Here is a 17,717-nt window from a genome sequence, read left to right as displayed (position 1 = left end):
GTAATCCTCAAATACCCTACTGATAATAGGCTTTTATTTGTAGAATATAAGCCAATGCCAACCATCATCACTGATGCCGCCGTTCCGCTGTGTCTGGGGTTAGGGCTGGGATGCAAAATCATTCCCCCTCGCCTGCTGCTGGCTGGCGTGGCGTTGGGCATTTCTTAGTATCTGCCTCTTATCCCATAGCCTGCTCGATGCCATCACCGATGGTGGTAAAGGCGTCGGCTGGCTGTGGCCCTGGTCCGATCAACGCTTCTTCCTGCCCTGGCAGGTGATTAAAGTGGCGCCATTCGCGCTATCACGCTATGCCACGCCTTATGGACATCAGGTGATCCTCTCCGAGATGCAGTGGGTCTGGCTGCCTGTTTGCGTACTGGCGTTACTACTCTGGTTGTATCGTCAATCTATTCAACGTTAAGGGATTAACATGCATAAAACGACCATCCTCGCCGCTGCAGCACTGCTGGCGGTTTCTTCCACCATTCGCGCCGAGGATCATACCAACGCCTATGCCGTCTCTTCGACCATTACCAGTATCGGCAGTTCAGTGCTGGTGAGCGGTATCATTCTCTCCCCGGTCCTGCTTCCCGCCGCGCTTATCGCCGCTTCTGTCGACAAAAATAAAGAGCAGAAAACCGCGCTGTTGACCACCAAAGATCTTAAGCAGAACACCGTCAAAATGGTGCTGCCGCTGCAGGTGGTCGAAGAGGCGGAGCTTAAAGCCGGGGACAAGCTGACGCTGGAGAAAGCCCCGGAAGGCACCGGCGCATTGCTGAAAAAAGAAGATAAAGTCCTGGCCCATATGGTGAATCAAGAGGACGCCTCGCTCTCCGCTAACCAACCGTTGTCGGCGAAATGAAGCGCCTGGCGCTCGCCTTGTGCCTGAGCGTGACATCAGTAAGCGCAACGGCCGCCAGCACCGATTGCGGCACGGGGTCGCCATCGGCGGAAACCATTGCCGCAACCATGCATCAGGCACAGTTGCTCAAACAACAATTAAATAGCGAGCCGGAAGCGGTGGTTATTTTAGTCCGCCAGGGTCAGGATATGTCCAGCCGCGGGTTAACCTGGTCCCATGCCGGCTACGCCCTGCGACAGGCCGATAACAGCTGGCGGGTTTATCATAATCTGAATACCTGCGGCACCGCGCGGTCAGCGCTGTACGTGCAGGGATTATATGAGTTTCTCGCCGATGAACTGGTTAACCAGCAGATAGCGGTTTTACGCCCGCGCGGCGAACTTAACGCCGCCTTACAAGCACTTTTGCACAGTCCTGTCAAACTGAACCTGTTCCACAGCCCGCGCTATAACCTGATCGCCTGGCCCTTCTCCGGGCCGTATCAGAACTCTAACGGCTGGCTGCTGGAAGTCTTTGCCCGAGCGGGCGATAGCAATATCTGGTCACGTGAACAGGCCAGACATTGGCTCTTACAGCAGGGTTATCAACCCTCGTTAGTTAAGGTCACGCTTTTCGAACGCCTTGGGGCAAAAATGGTTGCCAGCAATGTTTTTACCGACGATCAGCCGGAACAACTATTGGCAAATGGCAAAGTAGGTTTAAACAGCGGCGATAGCATTATTCAGTTTATTGCCCGTTACAGCCGCAAAATATCCTCCTGCCAGCATCTGAATCTGCCCGAATCCGTATGCGTTTTTCAGCCAACACCACTGGAAGTCAGTCCCTAACGCAAAAAGGCCACGCAAGCGTGGCCTTTTCATTAGCAATGGCGCTTACTTACGACGCCAGGTGGTACCCTGCGGACCATCCTCCAGCACGATACCCATCTCGTTAAGACGGTCGCGCGCCGCATCCGCCGCCGCCCAGTCTTTCGCTTTACGCGCATCCAGACGCTGTTGGATAAGCCCTTCGATTTCCGCCACTTCGCCATCATCGGCCTGCGCGCCGCTCTGCAGGAAAGCGTCCGGTTCCTGTTCAAGCAGACCCAGCACCGATGAGAGCTTACGCATATGGGCCGCCAGCGCGTTCGCGGCAGCCGCGTCTTCCGTTTTCAGACGGTTTACTTCACGCGCCATATCGAACAGTACCGAATAGGCTTCCGGGGTGTTGAAGTCGTCATCCATTGCTTCGATAAAGCGTGCTTCGAAGGCTTCGCCGCCCGCAGGCTGTGCGGATTTGTCGGTTCCGCGCAGCGCGGTGTACAGACGCTCCAGCGCCGAACGCGCCTGCTTGAGGTTCTCTTCGCTGTAGTTCAACTGGCTGCGATAGTGGCCGGACATCAGGAAGTAGCGGATGGTTTCGGCATCGTAGTACTTCAGCACATCGCGGACGGTGAAGAAGTTACCCAACGATTTCGACATTTTCTCGCGATCGACCATCACCATTCCGGAGTGCATCCAGTAGTTGACGTATTCGCCGTCGTGGGCGCAGGTCGATTGCGCGATTTCGTTTTCGTGATGCGGGAACATCAGATCCGAACCGCCGCCGTGAATATCAAAGTGATTACCCAGCTGTTTGCAGTTCATCGCCGAGCACTCAATGTGCCAGCCCGGACGCCCTTCGCCCCACGGAGACGGCCAGCTCGGCTCGCCCTCTTTCGACATCTTCCACAAGACGAAGTCCATTGGGTTACGCTTGACGTCAACCACGTCGACGCGAGCGCCCGCCTGCAGCTGGTCGAGATCCTGGCGCGACAACAGACCGTAGTTAGGGTCGGTCGGTACGTCGAACATCACGTCGCCGTTATCCGCCACATAAGCGTGACCACGGGCGATCAGCTGCTCGGTGATTTCGATAATTTCGGCGATATGGTGGGTGGCGCGCGGCTCGTTGTCCGGGCGCAGAATGTTGAGGGCATCAAAATCTTTGTGCATTTCAGCGATCATGCGATCGACCAGCGCGACAAAGCTTTCGCCGTTTTCATTAGCGCGCTTAATGATTTTATCGTCGATATCGGTAATGTTGCGCACGTACTTCAGCTTGTAACCAAGGAAGCGCAGGTAGCGAGCGACAACGTCGAAGGAGACGAAGGTGCGGCCATGGCCGATATGACAGAGATCGTAAACGGTAATTCCACACACGTACATGCCAACTTCCCCGGCATGAATAGGTTTAAATTCTTCTTTTTGGCGCGTCAGTGTATTAAAAATTTTTAACATCGAAGATTCCGTGTAGACGTGTGTGGATATAAGTCGCTTATTCTAACCCTAATTCAAACCGGAAGCAGCACACATTGCAAGGTGCATCGACCCCCGCGGTTATGCTATAACAGCCACCTATGTCATACCCAACCTTGGGTTCAGCACTACAATCATCGGAACAGGATGCAAAAATGGTTACTTTCCACACCAATCATGGCGATATCGTAATCAAAACGTTTGACGACAAAGCGCCGGAAACAGTTAAAAACTTCCTGGACTACTGCCGCGAAGGTTTCTACGACAACACCATTTTCCACCGTGTTATCAACGGCTTCATGATTCAGGGCGGCGGTTTTGAACCGGGCATGAATCAGAAAGCGACCAAATCTCCGATTCAGAACGAAGCCAACAATGGTCTGAAAAACACCCGTGGTACGCTGGCGATGGCCCGTACCCAGGCGCCGCACTCCGCCACCGCGCAGTTCTTCATCAACGTGGTCGACAACGACTTCCTGAACTTCTCTGGCGAAAGCCTGCAGGGTTGGGGCTACTGCGTCTTTGCCGAAGTGGTTGAAGGTATGGACGTGGTCGACAAAATCAAAGCGGTTGCCACCGGCCGCAGCGGCATGCACCAGGATGTGCCGAAAGAAGATGTTGTGATCAAAAGCGTCACCGTCAGCGAATAATTCGTGGCGACACTTTTTATTGCAGACCTGCATCTGCAAACAGAAGAACCGGCGATCACCGCCGGTTTTCTGCGCTTTTTAGCCGGCAGCGCCCGCGAAGCGGACGCGCTGTATATTCTCGGCGACCTGTTCGAGGCCTGGATCGGCGATGACGATCCGAACCCGCTGCATCAGCAAATCGCTTCGGCCATCAAAGCCGTCGTCGACGCCGGCGTACCCTGCTACTTCATCCACGGCAACCGCGATTTTCTCGTCGGCCAGCGCTTCGCCCGCCAGAGCGGCATGATCCTGCTCACTGAAGAAGAGCGGCTGGATCTCTATGGCCGTGAAGTGTTGATTATGCATGGCGACACCTTATGTACCGATGACCCCGGTTACCTGGCGTTTCGCGCTAAAGTTCACACCCCGTGGATCCAACGTCTGTTTCTCGCCCTGCCGCTGTTTATCCGCCGCCGCATCGCCGCCAAAATGCGCGCCGATAGCCAAGCCGCCAACAGCAGCAAATCGATGGAAATTATGGATGTGAATCCGCAGGCGGTAATTGACGCGATGGAGCGGCATCAGGTGCAGTGGCTGATTCACGGCCATACCCATCGCCCGGCCGTCCATGAACTCCAGGCCAACGGGCAGCCCGCGTGGCGCGTGGTCCTCGGCGCGTGGCACAGCGAAGGGTCAATGGTGAAAGTCAGCGCCGACGGCGTCGAACTCATCTATTTCCCGTTTTAATTTCGCCAACGATTTCCCTGTATTTCCGCCGACGCAACCGTTTTCCTTGCCGGGATATCGTGCTATTCTCTGTGGCCTCTAAAGCAGTGTGAAGCACACCCACAGGAGTTTTCAGACGCATGTCTTCCCGCAATAATCCGGCGCGTATCGCCATCGTGATGGGGTCCAAAAGCGACTGGGCTACCATGCAGTTCGCCGCAGAAATCCTTGATACCCTGAACGTTCCGCACCATGTTGAAGTGGTCTCCGCCCACCGTACGCCCGATAAACTGTTTAGCTTCGCCGAAGGCGCGGAAAACAACGGTTATCAGGTGATCATCGCCGGTGCGGGCGGCGCGGCGCATTTGCCGGGCATGATTGCAGCGAAAACCCTGGTGCCGGTGCTCGGCGTGCCGGTTCAGAGCGCAGCATTAAGCGGCGTTGACAGCCTCTACTCTATTGTTCAAATGCCGCGCGGCATCCCGGTCGGCACGCTGGCCATCGGTAAAGCCGGCGCCGCTAACGCCGCCCTGCTCGCCGCGCAAATTCTCGCCCAGCATGATGCCGAACTGCACCAGCGCCTGAGCGCCTGGCGTCAGGCGCAGACCGATGAAGTGCTGGATAACCCGGACCCGCGAGGTGCGGCATGAAACAGGTTTGCGTCCTCGGTAACGGACAGTTAGGCCGCATGCTGCGTCAGGCCGGTGAACCGCTGGGCATCGCCGTCTGGCCGGTCGGTCTCGAAGCCGACCCGGAAGCGGTACCATTCCAGCAAAGCGTCATCACCGCTGAAATCGAACGCTGGCCGGAAACCGCCCTGACCCGCGAACTGGCGCGCCATCCGGCTTTCGTCAACCGCGACGTTTTTCCGATCATCGCCGACCGCCTGACCCAGAAACAGTTGTTCGACAAACTTGGCCTCGCCACCGCGCCGTGGCAGCTACTGGCGGATAAAAGCGAGTGGCCTGCCGTGTTTGCCCGCCTGGGCGAACTGGCTATCGTCAAGCGCCGCGTCGGCGGCTACGATGGCCGCGGGCAGTGGCGCCTGCGCGCTGACGAAACCGCACAACTGCCGGATGATAACTACGGCGAGTGCATCGTCGAGCAGGGAATTAACTTCTCCGGCGAAGTGTCGCTGGTCGGCGCCCGCGGGCGCGACGGCAGTACGGTGTTTTATCCGCTGACCCGCAACCTGCACCAGGATGGCATTCTGCGCGCCAGCGTCGCCTTCCCGCAGGCCAATGCGCGCCAACAGGCGCAGGCCGAAAGCATGCTGACGGCGATCATGAACGAGCTCGACTACGTGGGCGTGATGGCCATGGAGTGCTTCGTCACCGCCGAGGGACTACTGATCAACGAACTGGCGCCGCGCGTGCACAACAGCGGCCACTGGACGCAAAACGGCGCTTCCATTAGCCAGTTTGAACTGCATCTGCGCGCCATTACCGATTTACCGCTGCCGCCGCCGGTGGTCAATAGCCCGTCGGTGATGATCAACCTGATCGGCAGCGATCTGAACTACGACTGGCTGAAGCTGCCGCTGGTGCATCTGCACTGGTACGACAAAGAAGTCCGTCCGGGGCGTAAAGTCGGGCACCTGAATCTAACCGACAGCGATACCGATCGCCTGAGCGCCACGCTGGAAGCGCTAAAACCACTCCTGCCGGTTGAATACGCCAGCGGCGTTTTCTGGGCGCAGTCGCAGCTTAATTAAGCCATTCGTGCCGGGGATTTGATCTATCCCCTTCCCCGGCACGCCCTTCGGCGCGTAGAATCCCCACCTCGCAGTAAGCACATCTGGTTTTAACTCAAAAGGACGACCCATGGAAAATGGGACACACTATCGCGCCATCCTCTGCGCGGATACGCCGCTTATCGACGTTCGCGCGCCGGTGGAATTCCAGCAAAGCGCGATGCCCGCGGCGATTAACCTGCCGCTGATGAACGACGAAGAACGCGCCGCCGTCGGTACCTGTTACAAGCGCCAGGGGCCGGAAGCGGCATTATCCCTCGGCCATAAGCTGGTCGATGGCGACCTGCGCGCCAGCCGCCTGAAGGCGTGGCTGACAGCCTGCGCCCGCTATCCGCAGGGCTATCTGTGCTGCGCCCGCGGCGGCCAGCGCTCGCATATCGTGCAGCAGTGGCTGCGGGAAGCGGGCGTCGATTATCCGCTGATTGTCGGCGGCTACAAAGCGCTACGCCAGGCGGTAATACAGGCTACCGAGGAGCTGGTACAGCGCCCCATCGTGCTGATTGGCGGCTGCACCGGCAATGGCAAAACCCAGCTGGTTTGCTCGCGCCCGGACGGTATCGATCTCGAAGGCCACGCCCACCACCGCGGCTCGTCATTTGGCCGAACGCTGCTGCAGCAACACCCACAGGCGACGTTCGAAAACCATCTGGCGGTCTCCCTGCTTAAAAAGGCGGAACAACAAACACGTTGGGTGCTGGAAGATGAAGGCCATATGATCGGCGCGAACCACCTGCCGGAGTGCTTGCGCATCCGCATGGCGCAATCGCCGCTGGCGGTGGTGGAGGATCCCTTTGACGTTCGTCTCGAACGGTTGCGCGAAGAGTACTTCGATCGTATGCATCGCGACTTTATTACCGCCTATGGCGAAGAGAAAGGCTGGCAGGAATATAGCGAGTATCTGCATCATGGGCTGTTTGCCATCCGGCGTCGGCTGGGGCTACAGCGCTTTGCCCAGTTAACCGAACTGCTCGACGCGGCGCTGTTGCAGCAGCAGCGTTCCGCCAGTACCGAGGCGCACTTCGCCTGGCTGGTACCGCTGTTGAATGAATACTACGACCCGATGTATCGCTATCAGTTGGGGAAAAAAGCCGGAAAAATCATTTTTCGCGGCAACTGGCAAGAGGTCGCCGCCTGGCTGGCGAAGTAGTTCCCCCAACCAGACGGCTTCCCGGGTAGCGGCTAGCGCCTTACCCGGGCGACTCCCGCTTAACGCAGCGCAAGCCGGGGAAATTCCCAGCTTGCGGCAACTCATCGTCAGAAGTCGTAGCGCAGACGCACCAGGTTCATATCGCCCAGATCATCGGTGCTGGAGGTAAACACGTGCTCGTAATCAACACGGAAACCGTAATCCAGCTGGAAGCTAATACCCAAACCGTTATCAATACGCTGATAGTTGCGGCCATTCACATACTCCAGGCGGTCGCCCATAAAGTACGGCTGAATAGATTTAACAGCGTATTGATTGATCGGGAATTTATAGCCGGCAAAGTATTCAATACCCCAGGCATCGCCGGCGAAGTAGTTATGAACATCGGTTTTCTTGGTAGTCAGGAAGTTCTGATACCAGCCGCCGCCGAAGGAGAAAGTCCAGTTATCCGGGGTCCAGCTCAGCGCGGTACCAACAATATTCTGGTCATAGGTTTTGCTATCGGAGCTTGACGGGTCGCGCATTTCGGCGCGGGTGTAGTTCCACGCGGTACCCCAGGTCAGGTCCTTCATGATGTGGTAATCCGCACCGATAGAACCGCCGCCTTTACGCTTGTAGCGTAGGCCATTACCCGGCAGATATTCGCTATCTTCAAACAAATAGGATCCGTACAGATCGACATCGCCCACGGTTTTCTTATATTTCAACATATTGCGTGAACGATAAGAACCATCGTAGTCGCCATTGATACCGTTACCCGGGGCCTGACCAATCATATCGTAGTCCCAGATATCGGTTTTCACGCCGACGACATCATAGTAAATACTGTTCTGCTGACCGTAGGTTAAGGTACCCCAGGTATCACTCTTCAGACCGGTATAGAGCATACGACGGGAGGTATTGTTCGCCCCTTCCGCGTAGTGATTGTCCCAATCGAACAGCGCCGGAATATTGACGCCCAGTTCGTAGTAGCTGATCCAGCTAATATCATCAAACAGATAGTAATCAGCCGCAAAACGGAAACGGGTGCCGCCATCGAAACCGTTACGCTTGTAGGAACCTTTATCGCCATCGCCGGTCATCATATTGAACTGCGGACGAATACTGCCGCCGACGGTAAAGTTAAGGCGACTTAACGGATCGCCCGCCTGCGGATCTTGTTTCAGCAGCGTAATCTCAGCCTGGGATGCAAAAGAGGTTAACGCTAATGCTGCGCCGATCGAGATCGCCAGCGCTTTTATTTTATGTGCCATGCTTTTTCCTTGAGTAATAAGCAACCTTATATTTGCCAGTTGAATATTAACTGCGAATTAGCACGACGTGTTGTTGGTTTTTTAATGTTTTGTGCGCTTAAAAATCAAGGAATTATCATTTTGTGCCGTTAAAATAAAAGCGCCGCGAAATTGCGCGGCGCTTCATAAAAATGAAATCTATTTACTGGTTAAATTGTCGGAATAACGCTTTGCCTTTTAATAAGCGTAATCCCAACCATCCGCCGCATAATGATAATAAAATAGCGCCTGAGAGTGGCAGCATAACCCACAGCCGCCAGTCCGGCGTCCATGGGAAATCAAACACTTTTGTTTGCAGCATCGCCAGCGCTACCTCGGCGCCAATGGCCGCCACCAGCCCCGACACCACGCCAAGCAGGGCGAACTCCGCCCACAGCGTGGTACGCAGCAAGCTTTTTCCAGCCCCCAGCGTCCGCCAGACGACCAGCTCCTGATGCCGCTGACGCATCCCGACCTGCACCTGAGCCAGCAGCAGTAATACGCCGCAGGCGGTGACCAGCACCACCATGACTTCCAACGCCCGACTTACCTGCGTCAATACCTGGCCGACCTGGCGCAGGATGGCGCCGATATCCAGCAGGCTAACGGTGGGAAACTCGCGGTTAAGCTGGGTCAGCATCGCGTTGCCATTATCCCAGCGGAAGCTGGTGAGCCAGCTTTGCGGCTGCCCATCCAGCGCCCCTGGCGGGAAAATAAAGAAGAAGTTTGGCCGCAGGCTCTCCCAGTCAACTTTGCGCACGCTGGTCACCTTAGCGTTAAATTGCTGGGTGTCGCCGGTAAAGGTGACGCTATCACCGATCCTGACGCCCAACCGCTGCGCCAGCCCCTCTTCAATTGACACCTCGCCCGCCTTCGGCGGCCAGCTCCCGGCCACCAGCGGATTATGATCCGGGCGCTGCTCGCTCCAGGTGAGATTCAGTTCGCGATTCAGCGCTTCGTCTTTATTCCCTTCCGTCGTCTGACCGTTAATCTGCGTCAAACGCGCGCGCACGATGGGATAAAACTCCGCCGCCCGGGTCTGGTGTTCGGCCAGGAATGTCTTCACCGGCACAACCTGTTCGGGAGCGATATTAATCAGGAAGTAGTTCGGGCTTTCCGGGGGTAACTGCTGCTGCCAGCGTTCGAGCAGATCGCCGCGTAACACCAACAGCAGAGCCAGCAGCATAAACGACAGTGAAAACGCCGCCAGTTGGCTCAGCGTTGACCACGGCTGGCGCAACAGGCGGTTCACCGCCAGGCGTAGCGGTAACGCTTTCAGCGTTAAGCGCTTGAGCAACCACAGCAAGGCCCAGCCTACCAGCCCGCACAGCAGCGCCAGCACCAGCGCCCCGACCAGCACCGACCATAGCAGCGGACTACCGCCCATCAGCCAGGCTAGTCCGCCCACGACAACCGCGCAGACCACGGGAATATAGTGTTTCAGCGGCCAGACGTTAGCCACCACATCTTGCCGTAATACCCGTAGCGGCAGGGTCGCCAGCAGCAGCCGATAGGGCCGCCAACCAACCAGCAGCGAAATTACCACCATCGCGCCGATAGCCCATAGCCACGGCCAGCCGCTGGCCGGCGGCAGCGCGGCGGGCAGCACCGGTTTAAGCATCAACAGCAGGGCTTTTTCCAGCAGCAGCCCCATCGCGCCCCCCGCCGCCACCGCCAGCGCCAGCAACATCAGCCACTGACCGACGATAAGTTTACGTAGCTGCGCCCGCCCGGCGCCCAGCGTCTTAAGGATGGCGACCAAATCATAGCGGCTGCGGCAGTAATGCCCCATCGCGACCGCTACCGCAGCGACCGCCAGCAGCAACGTTAATAACGCGGACAGCAGCAAAAATTGCTGCGAGCGTTCCAGAGATTTCCCCAGCGCGCTATCATCCTGCTCCAGACCAATCCAGCGATGTTCCGCGCCAAGTTTCGGCAGCAGCCACCGCTCGTAAGCCGCCAGTTGCTGCGCGCTACCGGCGAACTTATAGCGCCAGGAGACGCGGCTGCCGGGCTGTACTGCGCCGGTTTTCGCCACGTCGGCGATATTCATCAGCAACCGCGGCGCCATCTGGAAGGGGTTGAAGCCGGCGTCAGGCTCCTGAATGACCTCGCCAGCGATGCGCAGGGTAGCGTCGCCAACATCAATGTTATCGCCGGTTTTTAGATTCAGCAGCGCCATCAGCCTTGGGGCCAGCAGGACGCTGCCGCGCTGCGGTTTTAATCCCGCCGGAGCGGTCTCCAGCGTGCCGTACAGCGGGTAGCTATCATCAACCGCCTTCACGTCCGCCAGCTGCGGGGTATCTACAGCGAAAGTCATGGTGGCGAAGCTCAGCTGTTCGCCCACGGTTAACCCTAGCGTACGCGCCTCGGCGATCCACTCGGCGGGCACTTCGCGCGAACTGCGCAGAGTGCGATCCCCGGCCATAAAATCGCGGCTTTGCTGGCTCAACCCTTTTTCCATACGGTCGCTGATTGAGCCCAGCGCCAGCACGCAGGCCACCGCCATGCTTAATGCCAGCCAGACGATGAGCAGCGAAGGCGAGCGCCATTCGCGCCAGAACCAGCGGGCTATCATACTTCCTCCTGCAACTTGCCATCCACCAGGCGTAAGCGACGATCGCAGCGCGCCGCCAGTAGCGGATCGTGGGTCACCAGAATCAGCGTGGTGCCGTGTTCGCGGTTAAGCGAGAACAGCAGATCGGCGATTTTATCGCCGGTATGACGGTCAAGATTGCCGGTCGGCTCATCGGCAAACAGCAGCGCCGGACGGCCGTTAAAGGCGCGGGCCAGCGCCACCCGCTGCTGCTCGCCGCCGGAAAGCTGGGCCGGCAAATGGTGCAGGCGTTTGCCAAGCCCCAGCTGTTCAAGCAGCGCGCGCGCATCGCCACGGCTCTGGCTATCGCTGGCGCCGCGCAGCAATGCCGGCAGCTCGACGTTCTCAAGGGCGTTTAACGTCGGAATCAACATAAACGATTGAAAGACAAAACCTACGTGCTTTGCGCGTAGCGTCGCCCTCGCCTCTTCATCCATCTGATGCAGCGGTTGCCCCAAAAGAGACACTTCGCCGCTGCTCCCATCATCAAGCCCGGCGAGAATGGCCAGCAACGTGGATTTCCCGGAACCAGACTCGCCAATCAGGGCGATGGTTTGCCCTGGTTTGACAACCAGCTCAACTCCGGTAAGGATGGACAACTGATGCTCTCCCTGACCGACGGATTTCTTAAGATGATGAACTTCAAGTATGTTTTCCGCTGGCATTTGCCTTTCCTGTTTATGGTTCTGTTTACCTGTCGCGCGATGGCGGCGGATACGCTGTTAGTGCTTGGCGATAGCCTGAGCGCCGGCTATCGAATGGCGGCCAATACGGCCTGGCCTGCTCTGCTCAACGACAAGTGGCAGGCCAAAACGACAGTGATCAATGCCAGTATCAGCGGCGACACCTCGCAGCAGGGACTGGCGCGCCTGCCGGCGCTACTGAAGCAGCACCAGCCGCGCTGGGTGCTGGTGGAGCTGGGCGGCAACGACGGGCTGCGCGGTTTCCCGCCGCAGCAAACGGAGCAGACGCTGCGCACCGTTATTCAGGATATCAAAGCGGCGAAGGCCCAGCCGCTGCTGATGCAAATACGCCTGCCCGCTAACTATGGGCGCCGTTATAATGAAGCCTTTAGCGCGATTTATCCGCAACTGGCCAAAGAGTTCGATATTCCTCTGCTGCCCTTTTTTATGGAGGAGGTTTATCTCAAGCCACAATGGATGCAGGACGACGGCATTCATCCTAATCGCGATGCGCAACCGTTTATTGCCGACTGGATGGCAACCCGGTTGGCTCCCTTAGTTAATCATGACTCCTGAACGCCGGGAGTCATTCACAGGTAAAGTTATGCAAAAATCGGTTTTAGTTACAGGATGTTCCAGCGGAATTGGCCTCGAAAGCGCCCTTGATTTAAAGCGCCAGGGCTTCCGCGTACTGGCCGCCTGCCGTAAGGGGGAGGATGTCGCTCGTATGCAGGAACTGGGTCTGACCGGTATTTTGTTGGATCTTGATGACCCGCAAAGCGTCGAAAATGCCGCCGCCGAAGTCATCGCGCTGACCGATAACCGCCTGTATGGCCTGTTCAATAATGCAGGCTACGGCGTCTATGGCCCGCTCACCACCATCAGCCGTCAGCAGATGGAACAGCAGTTTTCCGCCAACTTTTTTGGCGCCCATCAGCTCACCATGCTGTTGCTGCCCGCCATGCAGCCGCACGGCGAAGGCCGCATCGTGATGACCTCTTCGGTGATGGGCCTGATTTCCAGCCCCGGTCGCGGCGCCTATGCCGCCAGTAAATACGCGCTGGAGGCGTGGTCCGATGCGCTGCGTATGGAACTCCGCCACAGCGGCATAAAAGTCAGCCTGATTGAGCCTGGGCCAATCCGCACCCGCTTTACCAACAATGTTAACCAGACCGGCGACAAGACGGTAGAAAATCCCGGTATTGCCGCGCGCTTTACGCTCGGCCCGGAGGCGGTGGTGGAAAAAGTGCGTCATGCCTTCGTCAGCGACAAACCGAAACTGCGCTATCCGGTGACGCTGGTCACCCACGCAGTAGGCTGGTTAAAACGCCTGCTACCGGCCCGTGCGATGGACAAAATTATCCAGGGCTGAGTTGAAGCGCTGAATGTCGCCCCCATCTAAAACAGAAATCGACCAACGAGATAAGCTCATGTCCGAACAGAATATTGTCAATATTACCGAAGCTAATCTGCAGCAGACGCTGCAGCAATCCATGAATGCGCCGGTGCTGTTTTACTTCTGGTCCGCCCGCAGCCAGCACTGCGAACAGCTGACGCCGGTGCTTGAGCGCCTGGCCGCCCAATACCACGGTCAGTTTACGCTGGCGAAAGTAGATTGCGACGCGGAGCAGATGCTGGCCTCGCAGTTTGGTCTGCGCGCGATCCCAACGGTGTATCTGTTCCAGAACGGCCAGCCGGTAGATGGTTTTGAAGGCCCGCAGCCGGAAGAGGCTATCCGCGCCCTGCTGGATAAAGTGCTGCCGCGCGAAGAAGAATTGAAAGCGCAGGAAGCGCTGGCGCTGATGCAGGAAGAAAAATACGCCGACGCGCTGCCGCTGCTGAAAGACGCCTGGCAGTTGTCTAACCAGGATAGCCAGATTGGCCTGCTGCTGGCGGAAACGCTAATTGCCCTGCAGCGTTCCGATGAAGCTGAAAGCGTGCTGAAAACTGTGCCGCTGCAGGATCAGGACACCCGTTATCAGGGGCTGGTGGCACAGATTGAACTGCTTAAGCAGGCCGCTGATACCCCGGAAATCCAGCAACTTCAGCAGCAGGTCGAGCAGAACCCGGACGACGCGGCGCTGGCGTCTCAGTTGGCGTTGCAGCTGCACCAGGTCGGGCGCAACGAAGAAGCGCTGGCGCTGCTCTTCACGCATCTGCAAAAAGATTTAGGCGCCGGCGATGGCCAGGTGCGCAAAATGCTGCAAGAGATCCTCGCGGCGCTCGGCACCGGCGACGCCCTGGCGGCGAAGTACCGCCGCCAGCTGTATTCACTGCTGTATTAATCAGAGGCGCTGACCCGGATAGCGCTACGCTTATCCGGGCTACAGATTACGCCGTGGTAGCCCGGGTAAGGCGTAAGCCGTAACCCGGGAATACTTACGGGCGCTTTTTCAACTGCGTCACCACCAATTGATGGCGGGCATTGAAGAACTTCCGGTAGGTCAGATAACCGGCAATAATCGTCGACAGGCTGGCGGTCGATAGCAACATAAACGTGACCATAATCTGATACTTAATCGCCTTCACCGGGTCAATCCCGGCGAAAATCAGTCCCGACATCATGCCCGGTAAACTCACCAGCCCGACCGTTTTCGCCGAATCTACCGTGGGAATCAACGAAGCGCGTATGCTGTCGCGAATCAGCCGCGCGGAGGCCATCTTCGGCGTCGCGCCGAGGCTTAGCTTCTCCTGAATCTGCTGCTGCTCACTGTTAAAACGCTGGCCCATATTGTTGTAGCACAGTCCTACCGCCACCATAGCGTTACCGGCCACCATGCCGGCAATCGGAATAACCTGCATCGGCACAAAGGCGATCGACCCCGAGAAGACCAGTACCGCCAACGTTAGTCCAGCGCCGGTGGTAATAGCGATAAACGATGAAACAAAAGCTTTGTCGATATATTTACTGCGCTTCTTCGCATTCCACGCCGCGTTGAAGCAGATAAACAGCACCATCAATAGCGTCAACACCGCATGGTTGACGTTAAAGATATATTTCAGCACGTAGCCGACGATAATTAATTGCACTATCGCCCGGCAAATACTCCAGATGATATCTTTTTCCAGCGCTAGCTTTTCCCGATAGCTGACGACGATCGCTACCAGCACCAGCACCATCGAGAGCGCCAGTGATTCGTTAGTAATATTATGCCCGTTCATTTTTCACCTCCTGCATTTTCCCGCCGGCAGGCTGTAGCGTAATAACTTCATCAGCATGGGCAATTTCGTTCTGGTCGTGAGTGACCCACAGAATGGCCATCCCTTTTTCCGTCGCGTAGCGATGAATAATCTCGTTAACGTTGCGCTTATTACTTTCATCCAGCGCGCTGGTAATTTCATCAAGCAGCAAAACCTGCGGTAGAAACTGCAAATTACGAATGAGCGAGACCCGCTGCTTTTCACCGCCGGAAAGCTCATTAATGGATTTCTCCAACGTATTATCCGCCAGCCCGAATCGTTCGAGGTCGGCAATCAGCGCTTTAGGATCCGGCTGTTTGTTGCGGATCTGCCATGGGAAGACCAGGTTGTCATAGACCGAATCGCCGAATAGCGCCGGGGTTTGCGCGCAGTAAGAGACCTGCTGGCGATAGTTTTCTGGCGTCAGCGTAGTGATATCTTTGTCATTGAAAAAAATCACTCCGCTGGTCGGGCTCAGCAGCGAGGCGATAATTTTCAGCAGCGTACTTTTGCCGCATCCGGATGGCCCGGTAATCAACTTAAATTCCCCGGCCGCAATCCGGAGATCGATATTATTCAGGATGACCGCGTCGTCGGTTTTAAAACCAACGCCCTCGAGACGTAAAATCGCGTTATTTTCCTTCATTATATGTCCAGTTTATTTCCTCAAACCCAGACAGTTTACTCCAGTTTTCTTTCACCGGAACAAGGAGAAAGTTATACTCTGTTTAAACATGCGCCATTTCGCTGCGGCGCCCATCAGGCAACAAGACAGGAGGTTTTTGATGCTGATTTTTATCCCCGTTCTTATTTTTGTCGCACTGGTCATTGTGGGGGCGGCAGTAAAAATCGTGCCGCAGGGATATCAATGGACCGTCGAACGCTTTGGCCGCTACACGCAGACGCTGCAGCCGGGCTTAAGTTTAGTGGTGCCGTTTATGGACCGCATCGGCCGTAAAGTGAACATGATGGAGCAGGTGCTGGATATCCCTTCACAGGAGGTCATCTCCCGCGATAACGCCAACGTCACCATTGACGCCGTGTGCTTCATTCAGGTTATCGATGCGCCAAAAGCCGCCTATGAAGTCAGCAATCTTGAGCTGGCGATCGTCAATCTGACGATGACCAATATTCGTACCGTGCTCGGCTCGATGGAGCTGGATGAAATGCTCTCCCAGCGCGATAGCATTAACACCCGCCTGCTGCATATCGTCGACGACGCCACCAATCCTTGGGGGGTAAAAATCACCCGCGTCGAAATCCGCGACGTTCGTCCGCCTGCGGAACTTATCTCCTCAATGAACGCCCAGATGAAAGCCGAGCGAACCAAACGCGCCTACATCCTGGAGGCTGAAGGGGTGCGCCAGGCGGAAATTCTCAAAGCCGAAGGCGAAAAGCAGTCGCAAATCCTCAAAGCCGAAGGTGAACGTCAGTCAGCCTTCCTGCAGGCGGAAGCCCGCGAACGTTCCGCCGAAGCGGAAGCCCGCGCCACCCAGATGGTGTCATCGGCGATTGCCTCAGGGGACATTCAGGCGATTAACTACTTCGTGGCGCAGAAATATACCGACGCGCTGCAGCAGATTGGCGCCGCCAACAACAGCAAAGTGGTACTGATGCCGCTGGATGCCAGCAGCCTGATGGGCTCGATAGCCGGGATCGGCGAACTGTTGAAAGAGAGCAGCGCCGAGCGGAAAAAATCATGATCGCCCTGATCCTCGCCCATCCGCATATTTTCTGGCTGACTCTCGGCGGGCTATTGCTGGCGGCAGAGATGCTCGGAAGCAATGGCTACCTGCTGTGGAGCGGCGTAGCTGGCGTCGTCACCGGCCTGCTGACCTGGGCTATTCCGTTCAGTTGGGAATGGCAAGGGACGCTGTTTGCCGTTCTTACCCTGCTGGCGGCCTGGCTGTGGTCAAAATGGCTGCGTAAACGTATGAGGCAGCAGCGCCCCGCCGACGCGCAGCTTAACCAGCGCGGCCAGCAGCTGGTTGGCCGTCGTTTCACTCTCGACAACGCGCTGGAAAACGGTCGTGGCCACGTCCGCGTCGGCGATAGCTCCTGGCCGGTGATTGCCGATGAGGACCTCGCGGTGGGCAGCAAGGTTGAAGTGGTCGCCATCGAAGGAATTACCTTGCGGGTAAGAGCCGCCGTCCGTTAAGCCTGCGCTTTGCGGTGACAGCAGCCGGAGAGGTTATCCATTATTGGGCAATCCGCGCTGTCATCGCCTGGGCAGGCGTCCGCCAGCGCCAGCAGATGCGCGCGCATGTTTTGCAACTCGCGGATATGGTTCTCAATATCCGCGACTTTCTCCAGCGTTCTTTTTTTCACATCGGCGCTGTGCCGTGACGGATCGTTGAATAACGCCACCAGCTCGCGGCACTCTTCCAGATTAAATCCCACCTGCCGCGCCTGGCGCAGCAGCGTCAGTTCATCCAGATGCTTCTGACTATAGGTACGGTAGCCGTTATCGCTACGCAGCGGCGCCGTCACCAGCCCTTTCTCTTCGTAAAAACGAATCGCTTTGCTGGTTAAGCCGGTTTTTTTCGCCACATCGCTAATATTCATTTTTCCCCCTTGACCTTCCCCTTGCTGGA

General features: G+C 56.9%; 19 protein-coding genes and 1 pseudogene. 13 read left to right on the top strand and 7 right to left on the bottom strand.

Features of this window, described 5'->3' with window-relative positions; all coding sequences use genetic code 11:
- The first annotated feature begins 54 nt into the window (after window positions 1-54).
- The 3 genes and pseudogenes from ABLV17_RS05955 (at window position 55) to ABLV17_RS05945 (ending at window position 1,689) form a co-directional block, all read left to right on the top strand.
- A pseudogene (locus ABLV17_RS05955) lies at window positions 55-421 on the top strand (metal-dependent hydrolase).
- A 9-nt stretch (window positions 422-430) separates the two neighbouring features.
- Window positions 431-862: an STM0539 family protein gene (locus ABLV17_RS05950; protein ID WP_113373776.1), complete on the top strand. Its 432-nt coding sequence runs from the start codon at window positions 431-433 to the stop codon at window positions 860-862.
- Complete coding sequence (locus ABLV17_RS05945; protein ID WP_271032013.1) at window positions 859-1,689, top strand: DUF2145 domain-containing protein; 831 nt, start codon at window positions 859-861, stop codon at window positions 1,687-1,689. Before ABLV17_RS05950 ends, ABLV17_RS05945 begins: the two co-directional genes overlap by 4 nt.
- A 45-nt stretch (window positions 1,690-1,734) precedes the next feature.
- Here ABLV17_RS05945 and cysS read toward each other — a convergent pair whose 3' ends face one another.
- Window positions 1,735-3,120 (bottom strand): cysteine--tRNA ligase, encoded by a 1,386-nt coding sequence (gene cysS, locus ABLV17_RS05940; protein ID WP_045393462.1) that lies wholly within the window; start codon window positions 3,118-3,120, stop codon window positions 1,735-1,737.
- A gap of 173 nt (window positions 3,121-3,293) precedes the next feature.
- Here cysS and ppiB point away from each other — a divergent pair, with 173 nt between their 5' ends.
- From ppiB to mnmH, 5 genes are all read left to right on the top strand, one after another.
- The gene (ppiB, locus tag ABLV17_RS05935) at window positions 3,294-3,788 is read left to right on the top strand and encodes a peptidylprolyl isomerase B (protein ID WP_015367878.1); all 495 of its coding nucleotides are present in this window, start codon (window positions 3,294-3,296) and stop codon (window positions 3,786-3,788) included.
- Window positions 3,789-3,791: 3 nt separating this feature from the next.
- Complete coding sequence (gene lpxH / locus ABLV17_RS05930) at window positions 3,792-4,514, top strand: UDP-2,3-diacylglucosamine diphosphatase (RefSeq protein WP_271032012.1); 723 nt, start codon at window positions 3,792-3,794, stop codon at window positions 4,512-4,514.
- 119 nt (window positions 4,515-4,633) lie between these two features.
- Window positions 4,634-5,143, top strand: a complete 510-nt coding sequence (purE, locus tag ABLV17_RS05925) for a 5-(carboxyamino)imidazole ribonucleotide mutase (protein WP_087860339.1) — start codon at window positions 4,634-4,636, stop codon at window positions 5,141-5,143.
- Entirely contained in the window at window positions 5,140-6,207 is a 1,068-nt protein-coding gene (gene purK, locus ABLV17_RS05920) for a 5-(carboxyamino)imidazole ribonucleotide synthase (protein ID WP_087860340.1), read from the top strand. Before purE ends, purK begins: the two co-directional genes overlap by 4 nt.
- Window positions 6,208-6,316: 109 nt before the next feature.
- Complete coding sequence (gene mnmH, locus ABLV17_RS05915) at window positions 6,317-7,393, top strand: tRNA 2-selenouridine(34) synthase MnmH (protein ID WP_271032011.1); 1,077 nt, start codon at window positions 6,317-6,319, stop codon at window positions 7,391-7,393.
- Between the two features lie 107 nt (window positions 7,394-7,500).
- Here mnmH and ABLV17_RS05910 read toward each other — a convergent pair whose 3' ends face one another.
- The 3 genes from ABLV17_RS05910 to ybbA all read right to left on the bottom strand — a co-directional run bounded on the left by ABLV17_RS05910 (window position 7,501) and on the right by ybbA (window position 11,925).
- Window positions 7,501-8,646, bottom strand: a complete 1,146-nt coding sequence (locus ABLV17_RS05910; RefSeq protein WP_087860342.1) for a porin — start codon at window positions 8,644-8,646, stop codon at window positions 7,501-7,503.
- Between the two features lie 181 nt (window positions 8,647-8,827).
- On the bottom strand, window positions 8,828-11,242 hold the full coding sequence (gene ybbP, locus ABLV17_RS05905; RefSeq protein ID WP_213317127.1) for a putative ABC transporter permease subunit YbbP: 2,415 nt from the start codon (window positions 11,240-11,242) through the stop codon (window positions 8,828-8,830).
- The gene (gene ybbA, locus ABLV17_RS05900) at window positions 11,239-11,925 is read right to left on the bottom strand and encodes a putative ABC transporter ATP-binding protein YbbA (protein WP_271032010.1); all 687 of its coding nucleotides are present in this window, start codon (window positions 11,923-11,925) and stop codon (window positions 11,239-11,241) included. The genes ybbP and ybbA overlap by 4 nt, the downstream gene beginning before the upstream one ends.
- Here ybbA and tesA point away from each other — a divergent pair.
- Genes tesA through ABLV17_RS05885 form a run of 3 tightly spaced genes read left to right on the top strand, consistent with a single transcriptional unit; the run spans window position 11,893 to window position 14,228 of the window.
- Window positions 11,893-12,519, top strand: coding sequence for a multifunctional acyl-CoA thioesterase I/protease I/lysophospholipase L1 (gene tesA / locus ABLV17_RS05895; RefSeq protein ID WP_087860429.1), 627 nt, complete (start codon window positions 11,893-11,895; stop codon window positions 12,517-12,519). The genes ybbA and tesA overlap by 33 nt on opposite strands.
- On the top strand, window positions 12,509-13,315 hold the full coding sequence (locus tag ABLV17_RS05890; protein ID WP_162750175.1) for an SDR family oxidoreductase: 807 nt from the start codon (window positions 12,509-12,511) through the stop codon (window positions 13,313-13,315). Before tesA ends, ABLV17_RS05890 begins: the two co-directional genes overlap by 11 nt.
- Before the next feature lie 58 nt (window positions 13,316-13,373).
- The gene (locus tag ABLV17_RS05885) at window positions 13,374-14,228 is read left to right on the top strand and encodes a co-chaperone YbbN (protein WP_015367889.1); all 855 of its coding nucleotides are present in this window, start codon (window positions 13,374-13,376) and stop codon (window positions 14,226-14,228) included.
- A 94-nt stretch (window positions 14,229-14,322) separates the two neighbouring features.
- Here the strand turns inward: ABLV17_RS05885 and fetB are convergent, their stop codons facing one another.
- Window positions 14,323-15,105: an iron export ABC transporter permease subunit FetB gene (fetB, locus tag ABLV17_RS05880; RefSeq protein ID WP_015367890.1), complete on the bottom strand. Its 783-nt coding sequence runs from the start codon at window positions 15,103-15,105 to the stop codon at window positions 14,323-14,325.
- On the bottom strand, window positions 15,092-15,769 hold the full coding sequence (fetA, locus tag ABLV17_RS05875; RefSeq protein WP_271032009.1) for an iron ABC transporter ATP-binding protein FetA: 678 nt from the start codon (window positions 15,767-15,769) through the stop codon (window positions 15,092-15,094). Before fetA ends, fetB begins: the two co-directional genes overlap by 14 nt.
- A gap of 139 nt (window positions 15,770-15,908) precedes the next feature.
- Between fetA and ABLV17_RS05870 the strand changes: the two genes are divergently transcribed.
- Window positions 15,909-16,826, top strand: coding sequence for an SPFH domain-containing protein (locus tag ABLV17_RS05870; protein WP_020079443.1), 918 nt, complete (start codon window positions 15,909-15,911; stop codon window positions 16,824-16,826).
- The gene (locus tag ABLV17_RS05865) at window positions 16,823-17,281 is read left to right on the top strand and encodes an NfeD family protein (protein WP_348854137.1); all 459 of its coding nucleotides are present in this window, start codon (window positions 16,823-16,825) and stop codon (window positions 17,279-17,281) included. The genes ABLV17_RS05870 and ABLV17_RS05865 overlap by 4 nt, the downstream gene beginning before the upstream one ends.
- Here ABLV17_RS05865 and cueR read toward each other — a convergent pair.
- Window positions 17,278-17,688 (bottom strand): Cu(I)-responsive transcriptional regulator, encoded by a 411-nt coding sequence (gene cueR / locus ABLV17_RS05860; protein ID WP_087860348.1) that lies wholly within the window; start codon window positions 17,686-17,688, stop codon window positions 17,278-17,280. The genes ABLV17_RS05865 and cueR overlap by 4 nt on opposite strands.
- Between the last annotated feature and the right edge of the window lie 29 nt (window positions 17,689-17,717).

It is taken from the genome of Klebsiella sp. CN_Kp091, from assembly GCF_040065095.1.
GTDB lineage: Bacteria > Pseudomonadota > Gammaproteobacteria > Enterobacterales > Enterobacteriaceae > Klebsiella > Klebsiella aerogenes.
The sequence above is the reverse complement of the archived record's forward strand: the minus strand, read 5'-3'. Positions and strand labels throughout refer to the sequence as shown.